Raw genomic sequence first — 15,801 nt, 5'->3', positions numbered from 1 at the left:
CCGCTCGCGCGGACATCTCCGTACGACTACGTAGCCTCCCGGCGCGGCTGCGTGAGGCGCCCTACGTCAGGCCGCCACGCCTCACCGGGGGTGCTTGGTCCGGCCCTGGCCGCGGCCGGGGTGGTCGGCCGACCCGCTCGTCCCGGACGGGCCGGCGGAGGGGCTCGTGGTCGGTGTGGCGGTCGCCGTACCGGACGCGGAGGCGGTCGCGGACTCCCGGACGGCCGACGGGCTCGACCCGGCGCTCGGTCCCGTGGACGTCGTACCCGAAGAGGCACCGGTGTCCGACGACCGCGCCCCCGCCGTACCCCCGGGTGCCTCCGAACCGGTGGCCGCGGCCGGCGACCCCGTCCGACCCTGTCCGCCCTCCGTGCCCTCCGGGGACGACGATCCGGAGAGCGACAACCCGGAGATCACCGCCGCCAGCGACACCGCGCCCACCGCACCGGCGATCACCACGGGCCGCCGCGAGCGCCGGGCGGCACGGCGGCGCCGGGCCCGCCCGCCCGGGGCAGTGCGCTCACCCGTGGCCGTAGGTCCCCACCTCGCGTCGGCCGCCGATTCGCGCGCATCCCCGCCGCCCTCGGCCCCCTGGCCGCCGCCCGGGGCGGCCCCTTCTCCGCCCCCGTCCACCACCACCGGCAGCCGAGCCGTCGCGTCGAACGCGTTCCCCTCCCACCCGTGCGCCGCCGCCGGATCCGCGTACTCCTCATAAGCGGGCGCCGTGTCGACCCGTGGGTGGTACACGTTCGGCGGCCCCTGTGGCTCGTCGCCCTCCGGGCCCGCGCGCCGCACACCGTCCGAGCCGGCCGCATTCGCGCCATACGCCCCGTTTTCAAGCTCAGCTCGCCTCGACATGGCCGCGCATTGTAGGGACGGGTGGGGTGGCTGAGACAGCTACCGGCGATAACGGCCCAAACCGCCGCGTCTCGCGTGGTGGAAAACACGGTCCGGGAGGCGTTACCGGGCCGTAAGCTCCCAGACATGCAGGTGATCCAGTCGACCAAGCTCGCCAACGTCTGTTACGAGATCCGGGGCCCGGTGCTCGAGGAGGCGATGCGGCTCGAGGCGGCCGGGCATCGGATCCTCAAGCTGAACACCGGGAACCCGGCGGCGTTCGGCTTCGAGTGCCCGCCCGAGATCCTGGAGGACATCCTCCGGAACGTGTCGACGGCCCACGGGTACGGCGACGCGAAGGGGCTGCTGGCCGCCCGCCGCGCGGTCGTCATGCACAACCAGACCCTCGGCATCGAGACGGACGTCGAGCACGTCTTCGTGGGCAACGGCGTCTCCGAACTGATCGTCATGGCCATGCAGGGGCTGCTCGACGACGGGGACGAGGTGCTGGTGCCCTCGCCCGACTATCCGCTGTGGACCGCCGCCGTGTCGCTGTCCGGCGGCACCGCCGTGCACTACCGCTGCGACGAGCAGGCCGACTGGATGCCCGACCTCGCCGACATCGAGCGCAAGGTCACCGACCGCACCAAGGCCATCGTCGTCATCAACCCCAACAACCCGACGGGGGCCGTCTACGACGAGGCGATGGTCAAGGGCCTGACGGACATCGCGCGCCGGCACAACCTGCTCGTCTGCTCCGACGAGATCTACGACAAGATCCTCTACGACGGTGCCACCCACACCCCGACCGCGAAGATCGCCCCGGACCTGCTGACCCTCACCTTCAACGGCATGTCGAAGGCGTACCGGGTGGCCGGCTACCGGGTGGGGTGGATGTCGATCTCCGGGCCGCGCGCGCACGCCGACTCGTACATCGAGGGGCTCACCATCCTGGCGAACATGCGGCTGTGCGCGAACATGCCGGGGCAGCACGGGGTGGTCGCCGCGCTCAGCGGACGGCAGACCATCAACGACCTGGTGCTGCCGGGCGGGCGGCTGAAGGAGCAGCGGGACGTCGCCTACGAGCTGCTCACCCAGATCCCGGGCGTGACCTGCGTAAAGCCCAAGGGCGCGCTGTATCTCTTCCCGCGGCTCGACCCCAAGGTGTTCAAGATCAAGGACGACCGGCGAATGGTCCTGGACCTGCTGCGGCGCGAGAAGATCATGGTCGTGCAGGGCACCGGGTTCAACTGGACCGAGCCGGACCACTTCCGGGTCGTGACGCTGCCGACGGTCGGGGACCTGCGGGACGCGGTCACCCGGATCGGGAACTTCCTGGACGGATACAGCCAGCCGTAGATCATTCGGTCCACAATTTCGACTCGCTCAACTTTAGACGGAATCTAAGCTAGGATGGTTTCCTGACAGCACAGGAGGCCATCCCATGTACGAGCCGATCCGCACCAAGTCGGTCCACAGCACGATGGCCGGCACCACCTCCGACTTCCCCCACCGGTCGCGCGAGGAGGAGCTGGACATCCAGCTCGCGGGTCATCTCGCCGCACTGCTCGCGGTGACGGACGAGCTGCGGGCGCTGGCCCCGGAAGCGGAACTGGACACCGCGGCCGAGCGGCTCGCCGGACAGGTGGCCCGGCTGCGGGGTGGTACGACGCCGGTCCGGATGTCCGTGGCACCGGCCGAGGACGACCCGATGACCCTGCACGAGCGGGCCCACGCCCTGGCCGGCCGCGCGCTGGTGGTGGCCGCGTCCCGCGCCGACACGGCGGTGGCGATCCTCGCCGCCGAGCGGATGGACGTACACGCGGCGGCCCTGGAGCCCCGCGAACTCGCGTCCCACTGAGCCCCGCCGAGGGCTCCCCCTGACGGCCCCGGTCCGCGTGCACCCGCAGCGACGCGCGGACCGGGCGCCATTTTTTGTCCGCCCGTTTTTCCGTGTGTACGGCGTGGCTGGTTCCGTTGCGTTCCGGGACCGCCACTTCACCCCCCGTTCACCGGGTCAACCCTGGAACATGGGGTTCCGCGAGCACGCTCCCCGGCGTGAGACGAATCGCAGGAATCGTCCTCGCGGTGTTGCTGATCGGCGGAGTGGTGGCAGCCGTCGTCGCGGGCCGCAACGAGGATGACAAGGGCACGGCAACGAAGACCGTGCGTATGGTGATCGGGTCGGAGAAGGCCGAGTACTTCTCGGATCCGGCTGTGGTGAAGGCCCTCGCCGCCAAGGGCTACACCGTGAAGGCCGAGACCTCCGGGTCCTGGGCGATGGAGGGGCTCGACCTCGAGGGGTACGACCTCGCGTTCCCGTCCAGCCAGGCCCCGGCCGTCGAACTGGCCTCCCGCTACAAGGTGCACGGCACCCTCCCTCGGCCCTTCTACTCACCGCTCGTCGTGGTGGCCCACCGCAGCGCCGCCCAGGTGCTCGCGGCGAACGGCCTCGCCACGCTGGACACCGCACATCGCGGGGTCCTGAAGATGAGCGCGTACGTGGCGGCCGCGGAGCAGGACCGCACCTGGCAGCAGCTCAAGGGGGCGGACAAGTACGGGGAGTTGGGCGGGACCCTCTTCATCTCCAGCACCGATCCCGAGTCCTCCAACTCCGGCGCCCTCTATCTCGCCGCCGCCTCCTACGTGGCCAATGGCGGCCGGGTGGTCGCGAGCAAGGGTGAACTCGACAAGACGGAACCGCTGTTGAAGAAGCTGGTCAGTGTCCAGGGGGCCCAGCAGTCCAGTTCGGACGCGGTGTTCCGGGACTTCGTCAGCGGGGCCGGCAATCCGCTGGTCTGGGTCTACGAGTCGCAGGTCGCCTCGCTGCTGACGGGCGGGCAGAAGCCCGACGACCTGGTGGTGCTCTACCCGGACACCACGGTCAACAGCGACCACACCGTCGTACCACTGACGGACAACGGCAAGGCGCTCGCCGAACTCCTGTCCACCGACCCGCAGTTGCGGAAGCTGGCGGTGCGGCACGGGTTCCGGCCGCAGGGGGCCGCGTCCGAGTTCGCCTCGGACACCACCTATCTCAAGCAGGAACTGACCGGTGTCCGGCAGGCGCCCGTGCCCACCTCCGCGGTGCTGCACGAGATGGCGCGCCGGGCGCGCGGCTGAAAACGGGGGGATCCACATCATGACCAGCAGCTTCAACACCAGTCAGAACAGTCATCAGAACACGCTCAGCGGGGACGACGTCTTCACGCTCACCCCGCCGGAGGCCGTCGCGCCGGTGCCGCGGGAGAAGGCCGGCGGGCTCGTGCCCGTCGACGACAGTGTGCGTGACGACATGGCCGAGAAGGCTTCGGCCTACGTAGCCGATCTCGCCGCACTGGACGCCCGCTCGCCCGAGTTCGCGGGCAAGGTCGGGGAGATCACCGGTCTCGGCGCCGGCGAGATGCGGACCGCTGCCGCGCAGTCCAACCGGATGCTGGAGCGGACCGTCAACTCGCTGCCCGGCAAGGGCGGGGACGCGCAGTCGAAGGTGGCCGGGTCACTCGTCGAACTCCGCCGCGTCGTCGAGGACCTGGACCCGCGTGACCTGCCGGCCAGCAAGGGGCGGAAGTTCCTGTCCCGGCTGCCGGGCGGCAACAAGCTGCGCGACCACGTCGCCAAGTACGCCTCCGCGCAGGGCACTCTGAACAAGATCGTGGGCTCGCTGCGGGGCGGGCAGGACGAACTCCGGCGCGACAACGCGGCGTTGCAGACCGAGCGGGTCCGCCTGTGGGAGACCATGGGCAAGCTCCAGGAGTACGTCGTGCTGACCGAGGCACTGGACGCGGCCGTCGAGCAGCACGTCGGCGGGGTCCCGGACCCCCAGGCGGCCGACTCGCTCCGGGCCGACGTGCTCTTCCCGGTCCGGCAGAAGCACCAGGACCTGCTCACCCAGCTCGCGGTGTGCGCGCAGGGCTACCTCGCCATGGACGTCGTACGCCGCAACAACGACGAGCTGATCAAGGGCGTCGACCGGGCCGCCACGACGACCGTGTCCGCCCTGCGGATCTCCGTGATGCTGGCTTCCGCGCTGGACAACCAGAAGAAGGTCGTCGAGCAGGTCAACGCCCTGCGCGGGACGACCGAGGAGCTCATCCGGGGCAACGCCGAGATGCTCTCCTCCCAGAGCGGGGAGATCCAGCGGATCGCGGCGGACCCGGCCGTGGGGGCCGAGACCCTGCGCTCCGCGTTCCAGCAGATCTACCGGACGCTGGACGCGATCGACTCGTACAAGGTGCAGGCGACCGAGGCGATGGCGAACACCGTCGAGTCACTCACGGTCGAACTCCAGTCCGCCAGCGCCTACTTGGAGCGCAGCCGGTCCCGCGGCGCCCTGGAAGGGGGCCTCGGATGAGACGCGCACTGGCCGTCTGCGTGGCGGCGCTCGGTCTGCTCACCGCCTGCACGACGCAGAAGGATCCGGGCCTCGACCTCTCGACACCCGGCGTCCCCGGCCCCGCGAAGCCGGGCACCCTCCGCGTCCTCGCCTCCAGCGAGCTCAGCGACATGGCCCCGGTCCTCGCCCAGGTCGAGAAGGACACCGGCATCAAGGTCCGGCCGACGTACATGGGCACCCTGGACGCCGTGGACATGCTGGCGAAGGGGCAGGTGGACGGGGAGTACGACGCCCTGTGGCTGTCGTCGAACGACTACCTCCGCCTGAACTCCACCGCGGCGGCGAAGGTGGTCTCCGAGACGCCGATCATGTCGAGCCCGGTCGCCATCGGGGTCAAGTCCGCGAAGGTGAAGGCGCTCGGCTGGAAGCCCGAGAGCGTCACCTGGTCCCAGCTGGAGCAGGCCGTCCAGGACGGCAAGCTGACGTACGGCATGACCGACCCGGCCCGCTCCAACTCCGGCTTCTCCACGCTGGTTTCGGTCGCCTCGGCCCTCTCCGGCGCGCAGTCCGCCCTCACGGACGCGGACGTCGACAAGGCCACGCCCCGGCTGAAGGAGTTCTTCCGGGGCCAGAAGCTGACCTCGGGCTCCTCGGGCTGGCTCGCCACGGCCTACGAACGGCGCGGCAACGTCGACGCGCTGCTCAACTACGAGTCCGTCCTCAAGGGCATCCCGGGCCTCACCGTGATCCGCCCCAGCGACGGCGTGATCACCGCCGACTACCCCGTCACCTCGCTCAGGTCGACGAGCACGGACACCCGCGAGGACGTCCGCCGGCTCACCGATGACCTGCGCACCGCGAAGATCCAGCGGCTGATCACCGAGCGCACCCACCGCCGCCCGGTCGTCACCTCCGTCAAGCCCGCCGCCGGCCTCGACACGACCCGCCGCCGCGAACTCCCCTTCCCCGGCAGCCGTTCCGTCGCCGACGGCCTCCTCGACTCGTACGAGAACGAGCTGCGCCGCCCGTCCCGCACGGTCTACGTCCTGGACACCTCGGGCTCGATGGAGGGCGACCGCCTCAGCCGCCTGAAGAAGGCGCTCACCGACCTCACCGGCGACTTCCGCGACCGCGAGGAGGTGACCCTCATGCCGTTCGGCTCGGCGGTGAAGAGCGTGCGCACGCACGTCGTGGAACCGGCGGACCCGAAGGCCGGACTGGCCGCCATCCGCAAGGACACCAACGCGCTCTCCGCCGACGGCAACACGGCGATCTACACCTCGCTGGAGAAGGCGTACGACCATCTCGGCGCCGACAGCGACACGTTCACGTCGATCGTGCTGATGACGGACGGCGAGAACACGGCCGGCGCGAAGGCGAAGGACTTCGACTCCTTCTACGCCGGACTCGGGAAGGACCGCCAGGAGATCCCGGTCTTCCCCATCCTCTTCGGCGACTCCGACCGCTCGGAGCTGTCCCACATCGCCGACCTGACCGGCGGCCGCCTCTTCGACGCCCAACAGGGCTCGCTGGACGGCGCCTTCGAGGAGATCCGTGGCTATCAGTAAGTACCTCGAGTCACGCAAGAACATCGCGGGCAGCGCCTGCGGGCTGCTCGGGCTCGTACTCACCTTCACCGGTGTGGCGGGACCGTACTGGCCCGTCGTGGTGGCCGGCCTGTACGGCGCGGGCGCCCTGATCGCCCCGCCGGAACGCCCGCCGCTGCCCGACTTCCCGACCCCGTCGGCCCAACTCGACGAACTGCGCGAGGACTTCGGGAAACTGGGCGCGTACTTGGCGGAGGTCGAGCTGCCGCCCGCCGCCGCGGGCCGGCTCACCGAACTGACCGGCCTGCTGAGCACGTTGCTGGAACCCGGCTGGGTGGCGGAGGTCCTCGCCCAGGACCCGGAGGGCGTGCACACGCTGTCGCGGGTGGTACGGCAGGACCTTCCCGAGGCCGTCGACACCTTCGTACGAACGCGGTGGTGGACCCGTATGACACCGGGCACCGAGCCGCCGGAACGGCACCTGGAGCGGCAGTTGACCCTCCTCCAGGAGGAGGCGGAACGGCTGACCGCCGCGCTGCGGGAGACGGAGGCGCGGCGGCAGGAGTCCCACACGCGGTATCTGGAGGACCGGTCGAAGTGAGCGGACCTAGTGCGCGAGCTTGGCCACGATCAGGATGATCAGCAGCAGTGCGACCAGCAGCGCCACGCCCTTCAGCGGCCCGAACCGGCGTGTGTCGGGCGGTGGTTGGGGTGCCGGGGGCGTCGGTACGGGTACCGGTCGTTGGCCGTTGAAGACGTCGTGGCCGGTCGTCGCCGTGCGGGTGCACCAGGGGCAGGTCGGCAGGTGGGAGCCGTACGTGTGCAGCGGGCGCGTCGGACACACCCGTACCTGGGCGCGTTCCTTGTCGAGGGCGCGCAGCCAGGCCTCCGCCGAGGGGCGGGCCGCGGGGGCGTGGACGCCGGGGCCGAAGGCGGAGCGGGCCAGGGTGAGGAGTTCGGGCGGGAGGACGGAGGGGTCGACGGTGCCACGGGGGACGACGACCAGCTCGGGACGGACCACGTAGGAGACGCTGGCGGCGATGTTGTCCTTGACCGTCGACTCGGAGGTGCTCTCGTGCGGGACGCCACCGAAGGGGTGGTTTCCGGCCGTCAGGAGTTGGTAGACGAGGACGGCGAGGGCGAAGTCGTCGCTGGCCCGGGTCGCCGGGGCACCCTGCTGCCGCTCGGGCGAGGAGTAGTCGGTGGTGTGCATCAGACAGGGGAAGGACTCCCCGGTCACCGGGTCGGTGAAGGCGATGGAGTCGCAGTCGAGGAAGGTGACGAAGCCGTTGGCGTCCACGACCACGTTGCTGCTGGAGAAGTCGCCGATGACGAGGTGGTCGTGGTGCATGCGGGCGGTCATGAAGGCGAGGTTCCAGGAGACGCCGAGCAGGAACCGCCAGTCCGCGCGGTCCGGGAAGAGGCGCAGCCGCTGGGCGCGGGTGAACAGGCCGACCAGCTGGACGTGTCCGGGCTCGCCGAAGCGGTGCATGGCGTAGCCGAGGAACTCGCCCTCAAGACCGCGGGCGATCGCGGTGGGCCAGGCCAGTTCGGGCGGCTGGGAGCGGTCGGTGGGGCGGGCGGCGAGCGGGGACATGGCGAGCATCCGGGTCAGCCGGCGTTCCTGGTCGGGGCCCGGGCGGTCGCGGTACAGCTTGACGACGGTGTGGTCGTCCCCCTCGACCGGGAAGACGGCGGCCTGTCCGCCGCCCTTGAGCGGCTGCTCGGCGAGGGTGACCCGCTTGCCGTCGAGGAACACCGTGCGGCCGCTCATGGCCGCACCTTGCGCACGGCCCGCAGCAGCGTCTTGTCGTCGGCGTTCAGTGCGGTGAGCCGGTCCGACCTGAGCAGCGCGGCGAGGCTCTCGTGGGCGCTCTCGGAGACGGGGCCGGGGGCGTCGAGGGAGCGGAAGACGGCGTCGGTGAAGGAGGCGTTGGGGATCGGCGGCCCTGCGGCGGAACGGGACAGTGCGGCCTGTGCCAGGCCGTCGGTGGACAGCAGTACGCCGTCGATCCCGGGGTCGGAGACACAGTCGGTGTGCACCCAGCGGGCCGCGTCCGGTGAGGTGAGGAAGACGGTCTCGTTGCTGTACTCGCCGGCCGCGGCGGGCTGTGGCAGCAGATGGAACTGCCGCTCGCCGTCCTCCGTGCCCGCTCTGAGTACGACGAAGCCGTCGCCGACACTGAGGTGGCCGAGCCAGTCCGGGGCCAGGACCACGACGGTGAGGGTGGTGGCGAAGTCGTCGGCCTCGGGCCCGGTCCGGTCCAGGAACACCTTGCTGACGTCGCGGTAGGCCTCGGTGAGCAGTTCGTGGACGCCCTCGCCCGGCACGCACTCGACGGCGGCGACGGCGCGGCGCCCGAAGTGCTCGACGGCCAGCTCCACCGCGAGCCGCGCCCCCTGCCCCGACCGTGCCCTGCTGCCCGCGCCGTCGGCGACCGCGAGCACCGCCACGGACGCCGACGAGCCGTACGTACACGCGTCCTGGCCCGGCATGCCCGCCCGGTGGTGCCGGTAGCCGGTGACGCTGACACCGTGGATCCGCCACGGGGAGTCCCGGTCGTCGTTGCCCCGCAGGGCAGTCCCGTCGCCCATCGCTGCCCGCCTCAGGATTCCCAGGCCGGTCGCTGCGTCTTGAACTGGCTGAAGATCTTCTCGAAGACCTCGTCGCCCGCGCCCTTCTGCTCGGCGTTCGCGCTGGCGGACATCATCTGGAGCAGCTCGCGGAACGGGAAGCCGTGGATCCGCGCGTTGAACATCGGCGCGAAGGCCTGCAACACCTGCTCGCCGAGGTCGGTGATGCCGCCTACACCGATCGCGTACAGCCGGAACCGCCGGGCGCGCTGCTCCTCTTCCAGGACCGGTACGAGCCGCTGCCAGGAATCCGTCCGGTGTCCGGTGCCGTCGGTGGGCAGGCCGTCGGTGACCAGGCAGATCTGCGGGCGGTAGTACTGGAGCCCGGAGGCGCGCAGTTCGGCCTTCCGCGCGGCGACGATGTGCATCGACAGCTCCAGGGCCTCCGTCATCAGCGTCACCCCGGCGGCACCGAGCTGCGGCGGGCTGAACATGTGCGCCGGCACGAAGGGGCTCACCGGGGCGCCGGGCGCGAGCGGTTGCGGGCCGCGCCAGGCGGCTACGCCCTGACCGCCGAAGGTGACGACGGCGACCTCGACGCTGTAGCTGAGGGCGACGTCGTCGTGCAGCTCGCGGGTCCACTCCACGAGGGCGTTGTTGAGGGTCTGTATCGGCGCCCCGGCCATGGAACTGGAGGTGTCGAGACACAGCACCAGGGGCAGCCGCTGGGCGTTGTTCTCGAACTCGATGTCGGCGTACTCCGCCGGCAGGGTGGGCGGGTATTCGCTGGACATGGCTTCTCCTGATGAACCGGTGCGTCAGTGGGCTCGGGCGTGCCGGGCCGGGGCGGGCGGATAGGCGTACAGAACGTCGGAGCCGGCGTCGGGCGGGTCGGCGACGTCGACGCGGGAGCCGGGGGCGGGCGGCGGCTCGGCGGGCTCGGCCCAGACGGCGCGGTAGAGGACGCGGTCGAGTTCCACGTAGCCCTGGGGATGGAGCGGGGTGCGGACGGTGGCGGGGTGGGTGGGACCGACGCGGCGGGCGGGGGCGGGGGTCGGGCGGAGGGCGCGGGTGGGTTCGTCGGCGGTACGGGTCGCTGCCGGCGCGGATACGGCGGGGGCGGTACGGGTGCGACGTACGACGAGGACGAAGGCGGCGAGGAGGAGGACGAGGGCGGTGGCGGTGGCGAAGAGGAGCCACTTGTCGCGGTCGCTGTTGTCGCCGGTCGAGTTCGCGACGTATGTGGACTGGGGGGTGGCGAGCTTCGCGTGGATCAGCTTCTCGCCGGTCACGTTCGGCTTGCCGACCAGCTTGCAGAGGTCGCCGTCCCGCCCTGCGCAGAGGTCGTGGTCCGTCAGTACCTGGATCAGCTTCGGCGAGAGCCGGTCGATCCTGGCGTCCGGGTCGACGAGCCGGTGCCCGGCCAGCACGAGCAGCATGGTGCCGCCCTCGCCCGTGGAGACACCGGCCGGTACCTGGACCTCCAGATTCCCGCGATGATCCTTGGCAAGCTCGATGGCCTCGTCACGATCGCCCTGGGAACCGTCCAGCTTCAGCTGATGGTCGAGGAGGACCGCGGTGCTCCTCTTGTCGAGCTGGTCGGCCCAGCAATTCAACTTCGCCGGAAAGTCCCCGCCGCACTTCTCATCCGCACTCGCCGGCGCCGCCGCCCCCAACCCGGCAACCACCCCGAGCAGCACCGCGCAACAGACCCAACGCCTCATGGGCAACCCCCCGTGGCCCGAAAACCCCCGCCCATAATGGCGGCAACGAGCCCGAACCCGAAAGGGGTTGAAGGCCCTCACACAATTCACTTCTACAGCTTGAAAACCTCATGGCAGCGCAGGAACATCTGCCGCGCCCGTTCCACCCAGTCACTGGCCAGCGCATCGAAGTCCGCCTGCGTGACACGGCAGGTCAGCGGCAGATCGCACACCCCCGCGAGACACGGACGCGGCCCCCGTACGTCCCACACGGAAAGCATGGGGTTCAACTGTTCGGTATTCCACGCGTTCGACGCCGCCGCGGCAACCGCCAGCTGATCGTGCCGCAGAGAATGACCGTCCGTGACGAATGCGACGAGCAGCCGCTTGGTGGTCATGAATCTGACCGTGAGCATGCGCCCGGTTTCCTCCAGATCGAATTGCAGGGAAACCGAATCCGTGTCCGCAACGGTGCGGTAATTCCGCCCGTCCCCCCATTTCCGTACCAACTGCCGCCAGTGCGTACCGATTTCGAGGACCGCACCGGGAAGAGACTCAGACGCTGCCACGGCCCACCGCCCGGACGACCATCCCGTCGGTGAGCCCGGCGTCGAGCAGTGCCTGGGCGTGCAGCAGCAGACAGGACGGCACGGACACGCTCGTACCGGCCTTGCGGCGGGCGGCGAGTTCGTCGACCCGTATCTCGATGGTCCGTCTCACCTTCGGCGGCGGCCAGGACGGCGCCTGCGGGGCCTCTCCAAGGAGCGCGCCCAGCAGTTCGTCGAGCCGCGGCCGGTCCTCGGGCCGCTTGGCGAGGCAGTGCGAGACGAGGGGGCGCATCGCGGGCGGTACGGCGTCGAGGTCGGGCTCGCCGAGTACGACCTGGTAGCGCACCGCCTCGCCCGTGCCGTGCGGCGGCTTGCCCGAGAGCGCGTACACCAGCACCCCGCCGAGCGAGAACACGTCGCTCGGCGGGCCGACGGCCGCGCCCTTCATCTGTTCCGGCGACATGAACGGCGGTGTGCCGACGACGATTCCGGCCTGGGTGAGCCCGGGCGCCCCGTCGACATGGGAGATCCCGAAGTCGATGACGCGCGGACCGTCGGCGGCGAGCAGCACGTTGGCCGGCTTGAGGTCGCGGTGCACCACCTTGGCGCGGTGGATGGCCTGCAACGCCTCGACGAGGAACGCGCCCAGCCGGCGCACCTGGGGTTCGGGCAGCGGGCCGTCCGTGCGGACCGCCTCCGCGAGGGACGGTCCGGGCACGTACATGGTGGCCAGCCAGGGCAGTTCGGCCTCCGGGTCGGCGTCGACCACGGCCGCGGTGTAGGCACCGCTCACCAGTTGGGCGGCGGCGACCTCGCGGGCGAACCGCTCCCGGAACTCCTGCTCCGCGGCCAGTTCGGGCCGTACCACCTTCACCGCGACCTCGCGCCCGGCGGGCGAGCGGCCTAGGTACACCCAGCCCATGCCGCCGGAGCCCAGGCGTCCGACGACGCGGTACGGCCCCACCTTCAGGGGGTCGCTGACCGGTGTGCGCACCCCGCTCACCTCATTTCGGGGGTTCGTTGCAGGATGTCCCGAGTGTCCCGCGAAATCCCGGTCCGCACAGAGGTGATGGCGGAAAAACAGGGGTGATCCGGAAAAAGACGAAGGCCTGTCGTCGCCCCTCCCGTCGGGGCGGACGGGAGGGAGGACGACAGGCCTACAGCCCCGTACGCCGTTGTACGGAACCTCGTCGGCTGAACACCGCGGCCGGCCGTGACGATCACTGGTCAGGGCGCATCCCAACCGGCCGCGGAGTCTTTCGGTGTGCGGGCCCTCAGCCCAGGCGCTGCACCAGCGCCCGGTACTCGTCCCACAGTTCCTTCGGGGTGTGCTCGCCGAAGGTGTTGAGGTGCTCGGGGACCAGGGCGGCCTCCTCGCGCCAGATCTCCTTGTCGACCGTGAGCAGGAAGTCCAGGTCGGACTCGGAGAGTTCGAGGCCGTTGGTGTCGAGGGCGCCCTTGGCCGGCAGGATGCCGATCGGCGTCTCGACGCCCTCGGCCTTGCCGTCGAGGCGGTCCACGATCCACTTCAGGACGCGGCTGTTCTCACCGAAGCCGGGCCACACGAACTTGCCCGCGTCGTTCTTGCGGAACCAGTTGACGTAGTAGATCTTCGGGAGCTTCGCCTGGTCCCTGCCCTTGGCGACGTCGACCCAGTGGCCCATGTAGTCGCCCATGTTGTAGCCGCAGAACGGCAGCATGGCGAAGGGGTCGCGGCGCAGCTCGCCGACCTTGCCCTCGGCGGCGGCGGTCTTCTCGGAGGCCACGTTGGCGCCGAGGAAGACGCCGTGGTTCCAGTCGAAGGACTCGGTCACCAGCGGTACGGCGCTGGCGCGGCGGCCACCGAAGAGGATCGCCGAGATCGGCACGCCCTTGGGGTTCTCCCACTCCGGCGCGATGATCGGGCACTGCGCGGCGGGGGTGGTGAAGCGGGCGTTGGGGTGGGCGGCCGGGGTCTCCGAGGCCGGAGTCCAGTCGTTGCCCTTCCAGTCGGTGAGGTGGGCCGGAGTCTCCTCCGTCATGCCCTCCCACCACACGTCGTTGTCGTCGGTCAGCGCCACGTTGGTGAAGACCGAGTTGCCCCACAGCGTCTTCATCGCGTTGGCGTTGGTGTGCTCACCGGTGCCGGGTGCGACGCCGAAGAAGCCGGCCTCGGGGTTGATGGCGTACAGCCGCCCGTCCTCACCGAAGCGCATCCAGGCGATGTCGTCGCCGATCGTCTCGACGGTCCAGCCGGAGATCGTGGGCTCCAGCATGGCGAGGTTGGTCTTGCCGCAGGCCGAGGGGAAGGCCGCCGCCACGTACTTGGACTCGCCCTGCGGGGGCGTGAGTTTGAGGATCAGCATGTGCTCGGCGAGCCAGCCCTCGTCCCGCGCCATGACGGAGGCGATGCGCAGGGCGTAGCACTTCTTGCCGAGCAGCGCGTTGCCGCCGTAGCCCGAGCCGTAGGACCAGATCTCTCGGGACTCCGGGAAGTGCGAGATGTACTTGGTGGAGTTGCACGGCCACGGAACGTCCGCCTCGCCCTCCGCGAGGGGGGCGCCGAGGGTGTGGACGGCCTTGACGAAGAAGCCGTCGGAGCCGAGCTCGTCGAGGACCGGCTGCCCCATGCGGGTCATGGTGCGCATGGAGACCGCGACGTAGGCGGAGTCGGTGATCTCGACGCCGATCGCGGAGAGGTCCGAGCCGAGGGGGCCCATGCAGAACGGGACGACGTACATCGTCCGGCCCTTCATCGAGCCGCGGAAGACACCCTTCTCACCGGCGAAGATCTCCCGCATCTCGGCGGGGGCCTTCCAGTGGTTGGTCGGGCCGGCGTCCTCCTCCTGCTCGGAGCAGATGAAGGTGCGGTCCTCGACGCGCGCGACGTCGGTCGGGTCGGAGGCCGCGTAGTAGGAGTTGGGGCGCTTGATCGGGTCGAGCTTCTTGAAGGTGCCCTTCGCGACGAGCTCCTCGCACAGGTGCTCGTACTCGGCCTCGGATCCGTCACACCAGACCACGCTGTCCGGCTGCGTCAGTTCTGCGATCTCGTTCACCCACGAGACCAGTTCCTTGTGGTTGGTGGGAACGACGGAGGGAGCCGCGTTGTCGCGCGCCACGATTGCTCCTAAGTGAGGGATTTTTTTGTTGGAGGCCCCGTGGGGGCTGCGGCCCGGACGCTTCGTGGCTGGATCTTCAGCGCTCATCCGGTACCGACCGCACTCATTTGATCATCCGACGCGCCTGCGCATATGTCCAGAGGGCCGCACAGGTGAGCGGAGTGGGGATCGTCACGTGCCTTTTGTGCACGACGCGTTTATTTGCGTGCACGTAGGGTTCAAGTGACCGTTTCTTTGCGCGGCAATCCTGGGTGGTCAACTCCCGTGAGATGATGGCCACTCTTGGCCGGTTCTCAGACCGCACTCATCCGTAACTTACGGTTCCGTAGGTACGATTCGAGTCATGACTGCGCCCGTCCCCGACGCGCCAACGGACACGCCGGCCGCCGGCGGCGGCTCCGACGCGCCCTCGATTCCGCACCAGATAAGGCAGCACGCCCAGCAGCTCGCCGAGCCGATCAAACCGAAGCTCCGCGGCTGGCTGCACCTGGGCATGTTCCCCGCCGCACTCATCTCCGGCCTGGTGCTCACCGCCCTCGCGGACTCGACCAGAGGGCGCATCGCCTGCGGGATCTTCGCCCTGACGGCCTGCCTGCTGTTCGGTGTCAGCGCGCTGTACCACCGGGGCAACTGGAGCCCGCGCATGGACGGCGTCCTGCGCAGGCTGGATCACGCCAACATCTTCCTGATCATCGCCGGCACCTACACCCCGCTGACGATGCTGCTGCTGCCCGGCGCGAAGGGACAGTGGCTGCTCTGGGGCATCTGGGGGGCCGCGGCGGCAGGCATCGTCTTCCGCGTCTTCTGGGTCGGCGCCCCGCGCTGGCTGTACACCCCCTGCTACATCGCGATGGGCTGGGCGGCGGTCTTCTTCCTGCCCGACTTCATGCGCACCGGCGGCATCGCGGTCCTGGTCCTGGTCATCGTGGGCGGCCTCCTCTACAGCGCGGGCGGCGTGATCTACGGCATCAAGCGGCCGAACCCGTCACCGCGCTGGTTCGGCTTCCACGAGGTGTTCCACTCCTTCACGCTGGCCGCGTTCGTCGTGCACTACGTGGGGATCTCGCTGGTCGCGTACCAGCACGGGTAACCGCTCCACCGCTCCCCTTCATGGCCACGGCTCCCCAGCCGTGGCCATTTTTTCATGTCCAGAAAGCA

General features: G+C 70.1%; 15 protein-coding genes. 8 read left to right on the top strand and 7 right to left on the bottom strand.

The features are described 5' to 3' along the window. The first annotated feature begins 94 nt into the window (after positions 1 to 94). From ACQEWB_RS30575 to ACQEWB_RS30545, 7 genes are all read left to right on the top strand, one after another. The gene (locus ACQEWB_RS30575) at positions 95 to 715 is read left to right on the top strand and encodes a hypothetical protein (RefSeq protein WP_432836589.1); all 621 of its coding nucleotides are present in this window, start codon (positions 95 to 97) and stop codon (positions 713 to 715) included. A gap of 269 nt (positions 716 to 984) precedes the next feature. After that, the gene (locus ACQEWB_RS30570) at positions 985 to 2,196 is read left to right on the top strand and encodes a pyridoxal phosphate-dependent aminotransferase (RefSeq protein WP_432836587.1); all 1,212 of its coding nucleotides are present in this window, start codon (positions 985 to 987) and stop codon (positions 2,194 to 2,196) included. A gap of 85 nt (positions 2,197 to 2,281) precedes the next feature. Further along, a complete protein-coding gene (locus ACQEWB_RS30565) occupies positions 2,282 to 2,698 on the top strand; it encodes a hypothetical protein (protein ID WP_432836585.1) in 417 nt (138 codons plus the stop codon). Positions 2,699 to 2,895: 197 nt separating this feature from the next. Further along, the gene (locus ACQEWB_RS30560; RefSeq protein WP_432836583.1) at positions 2,896 to 3,960 is read left to right on the top strand and encodes a hypothetical protein; all 1,065 of its coding nucleotides are present in this window, start codon (positions 2,896 to 2,898) and stop codon (positions 3,958 to 3,960) included. Between the two features lie 19 nt (positions 3,961 to 3,979). Continuing rightward, positions 3,980 to 5,191, top strand: coding sequence for a toxic anion resistance protein (locus ACQEWB_RS30555; RefSeq protein WP_432836581.1), 1,212 nt, complete (start codon positions 3,980 to 3,982; stop codon positions 5,189 to 5,191). Continuing rightward, positions 5,188 to 6,741: a substrate-binding and vWA domain-containing protein gene (locus ACQEWB_RS30550; protein WP_432836579.1), complete on the top strand. Its 1,554-nt coding sequence runs from the start codon at positions 5,188 to 5,190 to the stop codon at positions 6,739 to 6,741. The genes ACQEWB_RS30555 and ACQEWB_RS30550 overlap by 4 nt, the downstream gene beginning before the upstream one ends. After that, on the top strand, positions 6,728 to 7,321 hold the full coding sequence (locus ACQEWB_RS30545) for a hypothetical protein (RefSeq protein ID WP_432836577.1): 594 nt from the start codon (positions 6,728 to 6,730) through the stop codon (positions 7,319 to 7,321). The genes ACQEWB_RS30550 and ACQEWB_RS30545 overlap by 14 nt, the downstream gene beginning before the upstream one ends. A 6-nt stretch (positions 7,322 to 7,327) precedes the next feature. Here the strand turns inward: ACQEWB_RS30545 and ACQEWB_RS30540 are convergent, their stop codons facing one another. The 7 genes from ACQEWB_RS30540 to ACQEWB_RS30510 all read right to left on the bottom strand — a co-directional run bounded on the left by ACQEWB_RS30540 (position 7,328) and on the right by ACQEWB_RS30510 (position 14,643). Further along, the gene (locus tag ACQEWB_RS30540; RefSeq protein ID WP_432836575.1) at positions 7,328 to 8,494 is read right to left on the bottom strand and encodes a hypothetical protein; all 1,167 of its coding nucleotides are present in this window, start codon (positions 8,492 to 8,494) and stop codon (positions 7,328 to 7,330) included. Continuing rightward, the gene (locus ACQEWB_RS30535) at positions 8,491 to 9,315 is read right to left on the bottom strand and encodes a PP2C family serine/threonine-protein phosphatase (protein ID WP_432836573.1); all 825 of its coding nucleotides are present in this window, start codon (positions 9,313 to 9,315) and stop codon (positions 8,491 to 8,493) included. Before ACQEWB_RS30535 ends, ACQEWB_RS30540 begins: the two co-directional genes overlap by 4 nt. An 11-nt stretch (positions 9,316 to 9,326) precedes the next feature. After that, positions 9,327 to 10,088, bottom strand: a complete 762-nt coding sequence (locus tag ACQEWB_RS30530; RefSeq protein ID WP_432836571.1) for a vWA domain-containing protein — start codon at positions 10,086 to 10,088, stop codon at positions 9,327 to 9,329. Between the two features lie 24 nt (positions 10,089 to 10,112). After that, the gene (locus ACQEWB_RS30525) at positions 10,113 to 11,018 is read right to left on the bottom strand and encodes a hypothetical protein (protein WP_432836569.1); all 906 of its coding nucleotides are present in this window, start codon (positions 11,016 to 11,018) and stop codon (positions 10,113 to 10,115) included. Positions 11,019 to 11,110: 92 nt separating this feature from the next. Continuing rightward, positions 11,111 to 11,395, bottom strand: a complete 285-nt coding sequence (locus ACQEWB_RS30520) for a hypothetical protein (protein WP_242765965.1) — start codon at positions 11,393 to 11,395, stop codon at positions 11,111 to 11,113. 157 nt (positions 11,396 to 11,552) lie between these two features. Beyond that, on the bottom strand, positions 11,553 to 12,539 hold the full coding sequence (locus ACQEWB_RS30515; protein WP_432836566.1) for a serine/threonine-protein kinase: 987 nt from the start codon (positions 12,537 to 12,539) through the stop codon (positions 11,553 to 11,555). Between the two features lie 280 nt (positions 12,540 to 12,819). Continuing rightward, positions 12,820 to 14,643 carry a phosphoenolpyruvate carboxykinase (GTP) gene (locus tag ACQEWB_RS30510; RefSeq protein WP_432836564.1) on the bottom strand — a complete coding sequence of 608 codons (1,824 nt, stop codon included), beginning with the start codon at positions 14,641 to 14,643 and terminating at the stop codon, positions 12,820 to 12,822. Positions 14,644 to 14,986: 343 nt separating this feature from the next. Between ACQEWB_RS30510 and trhA the strand changes: the two genes are divergently transcribed. Beyond that, positions 14,987 to 15,733 (top strand): PAQR family membrane homeostasis protein TrhA, encoded by a 747-nt coding sequence (gene trhA, locus ACQEWB_RS30505; protein WP_432836562.1) that lies wholly within the window; start codon positions 14,987 to 14,989, stop codon positions 15,731 to 15,733. Positions 15,734 to 15,801 lie beyond the last annotated feature (68 nt).

This window comes from Streptomyces sp. CA-249302 (genome assembly GCF_050936785.1).
GTDB lineage: Bacteria > Actinomycetota > Actinomycetes > Streptomycetales > Streptomycetaceae > Streptomyces.
This window is presented reverse-complemented; position numbering and strand designations above follow the sequence as displayed.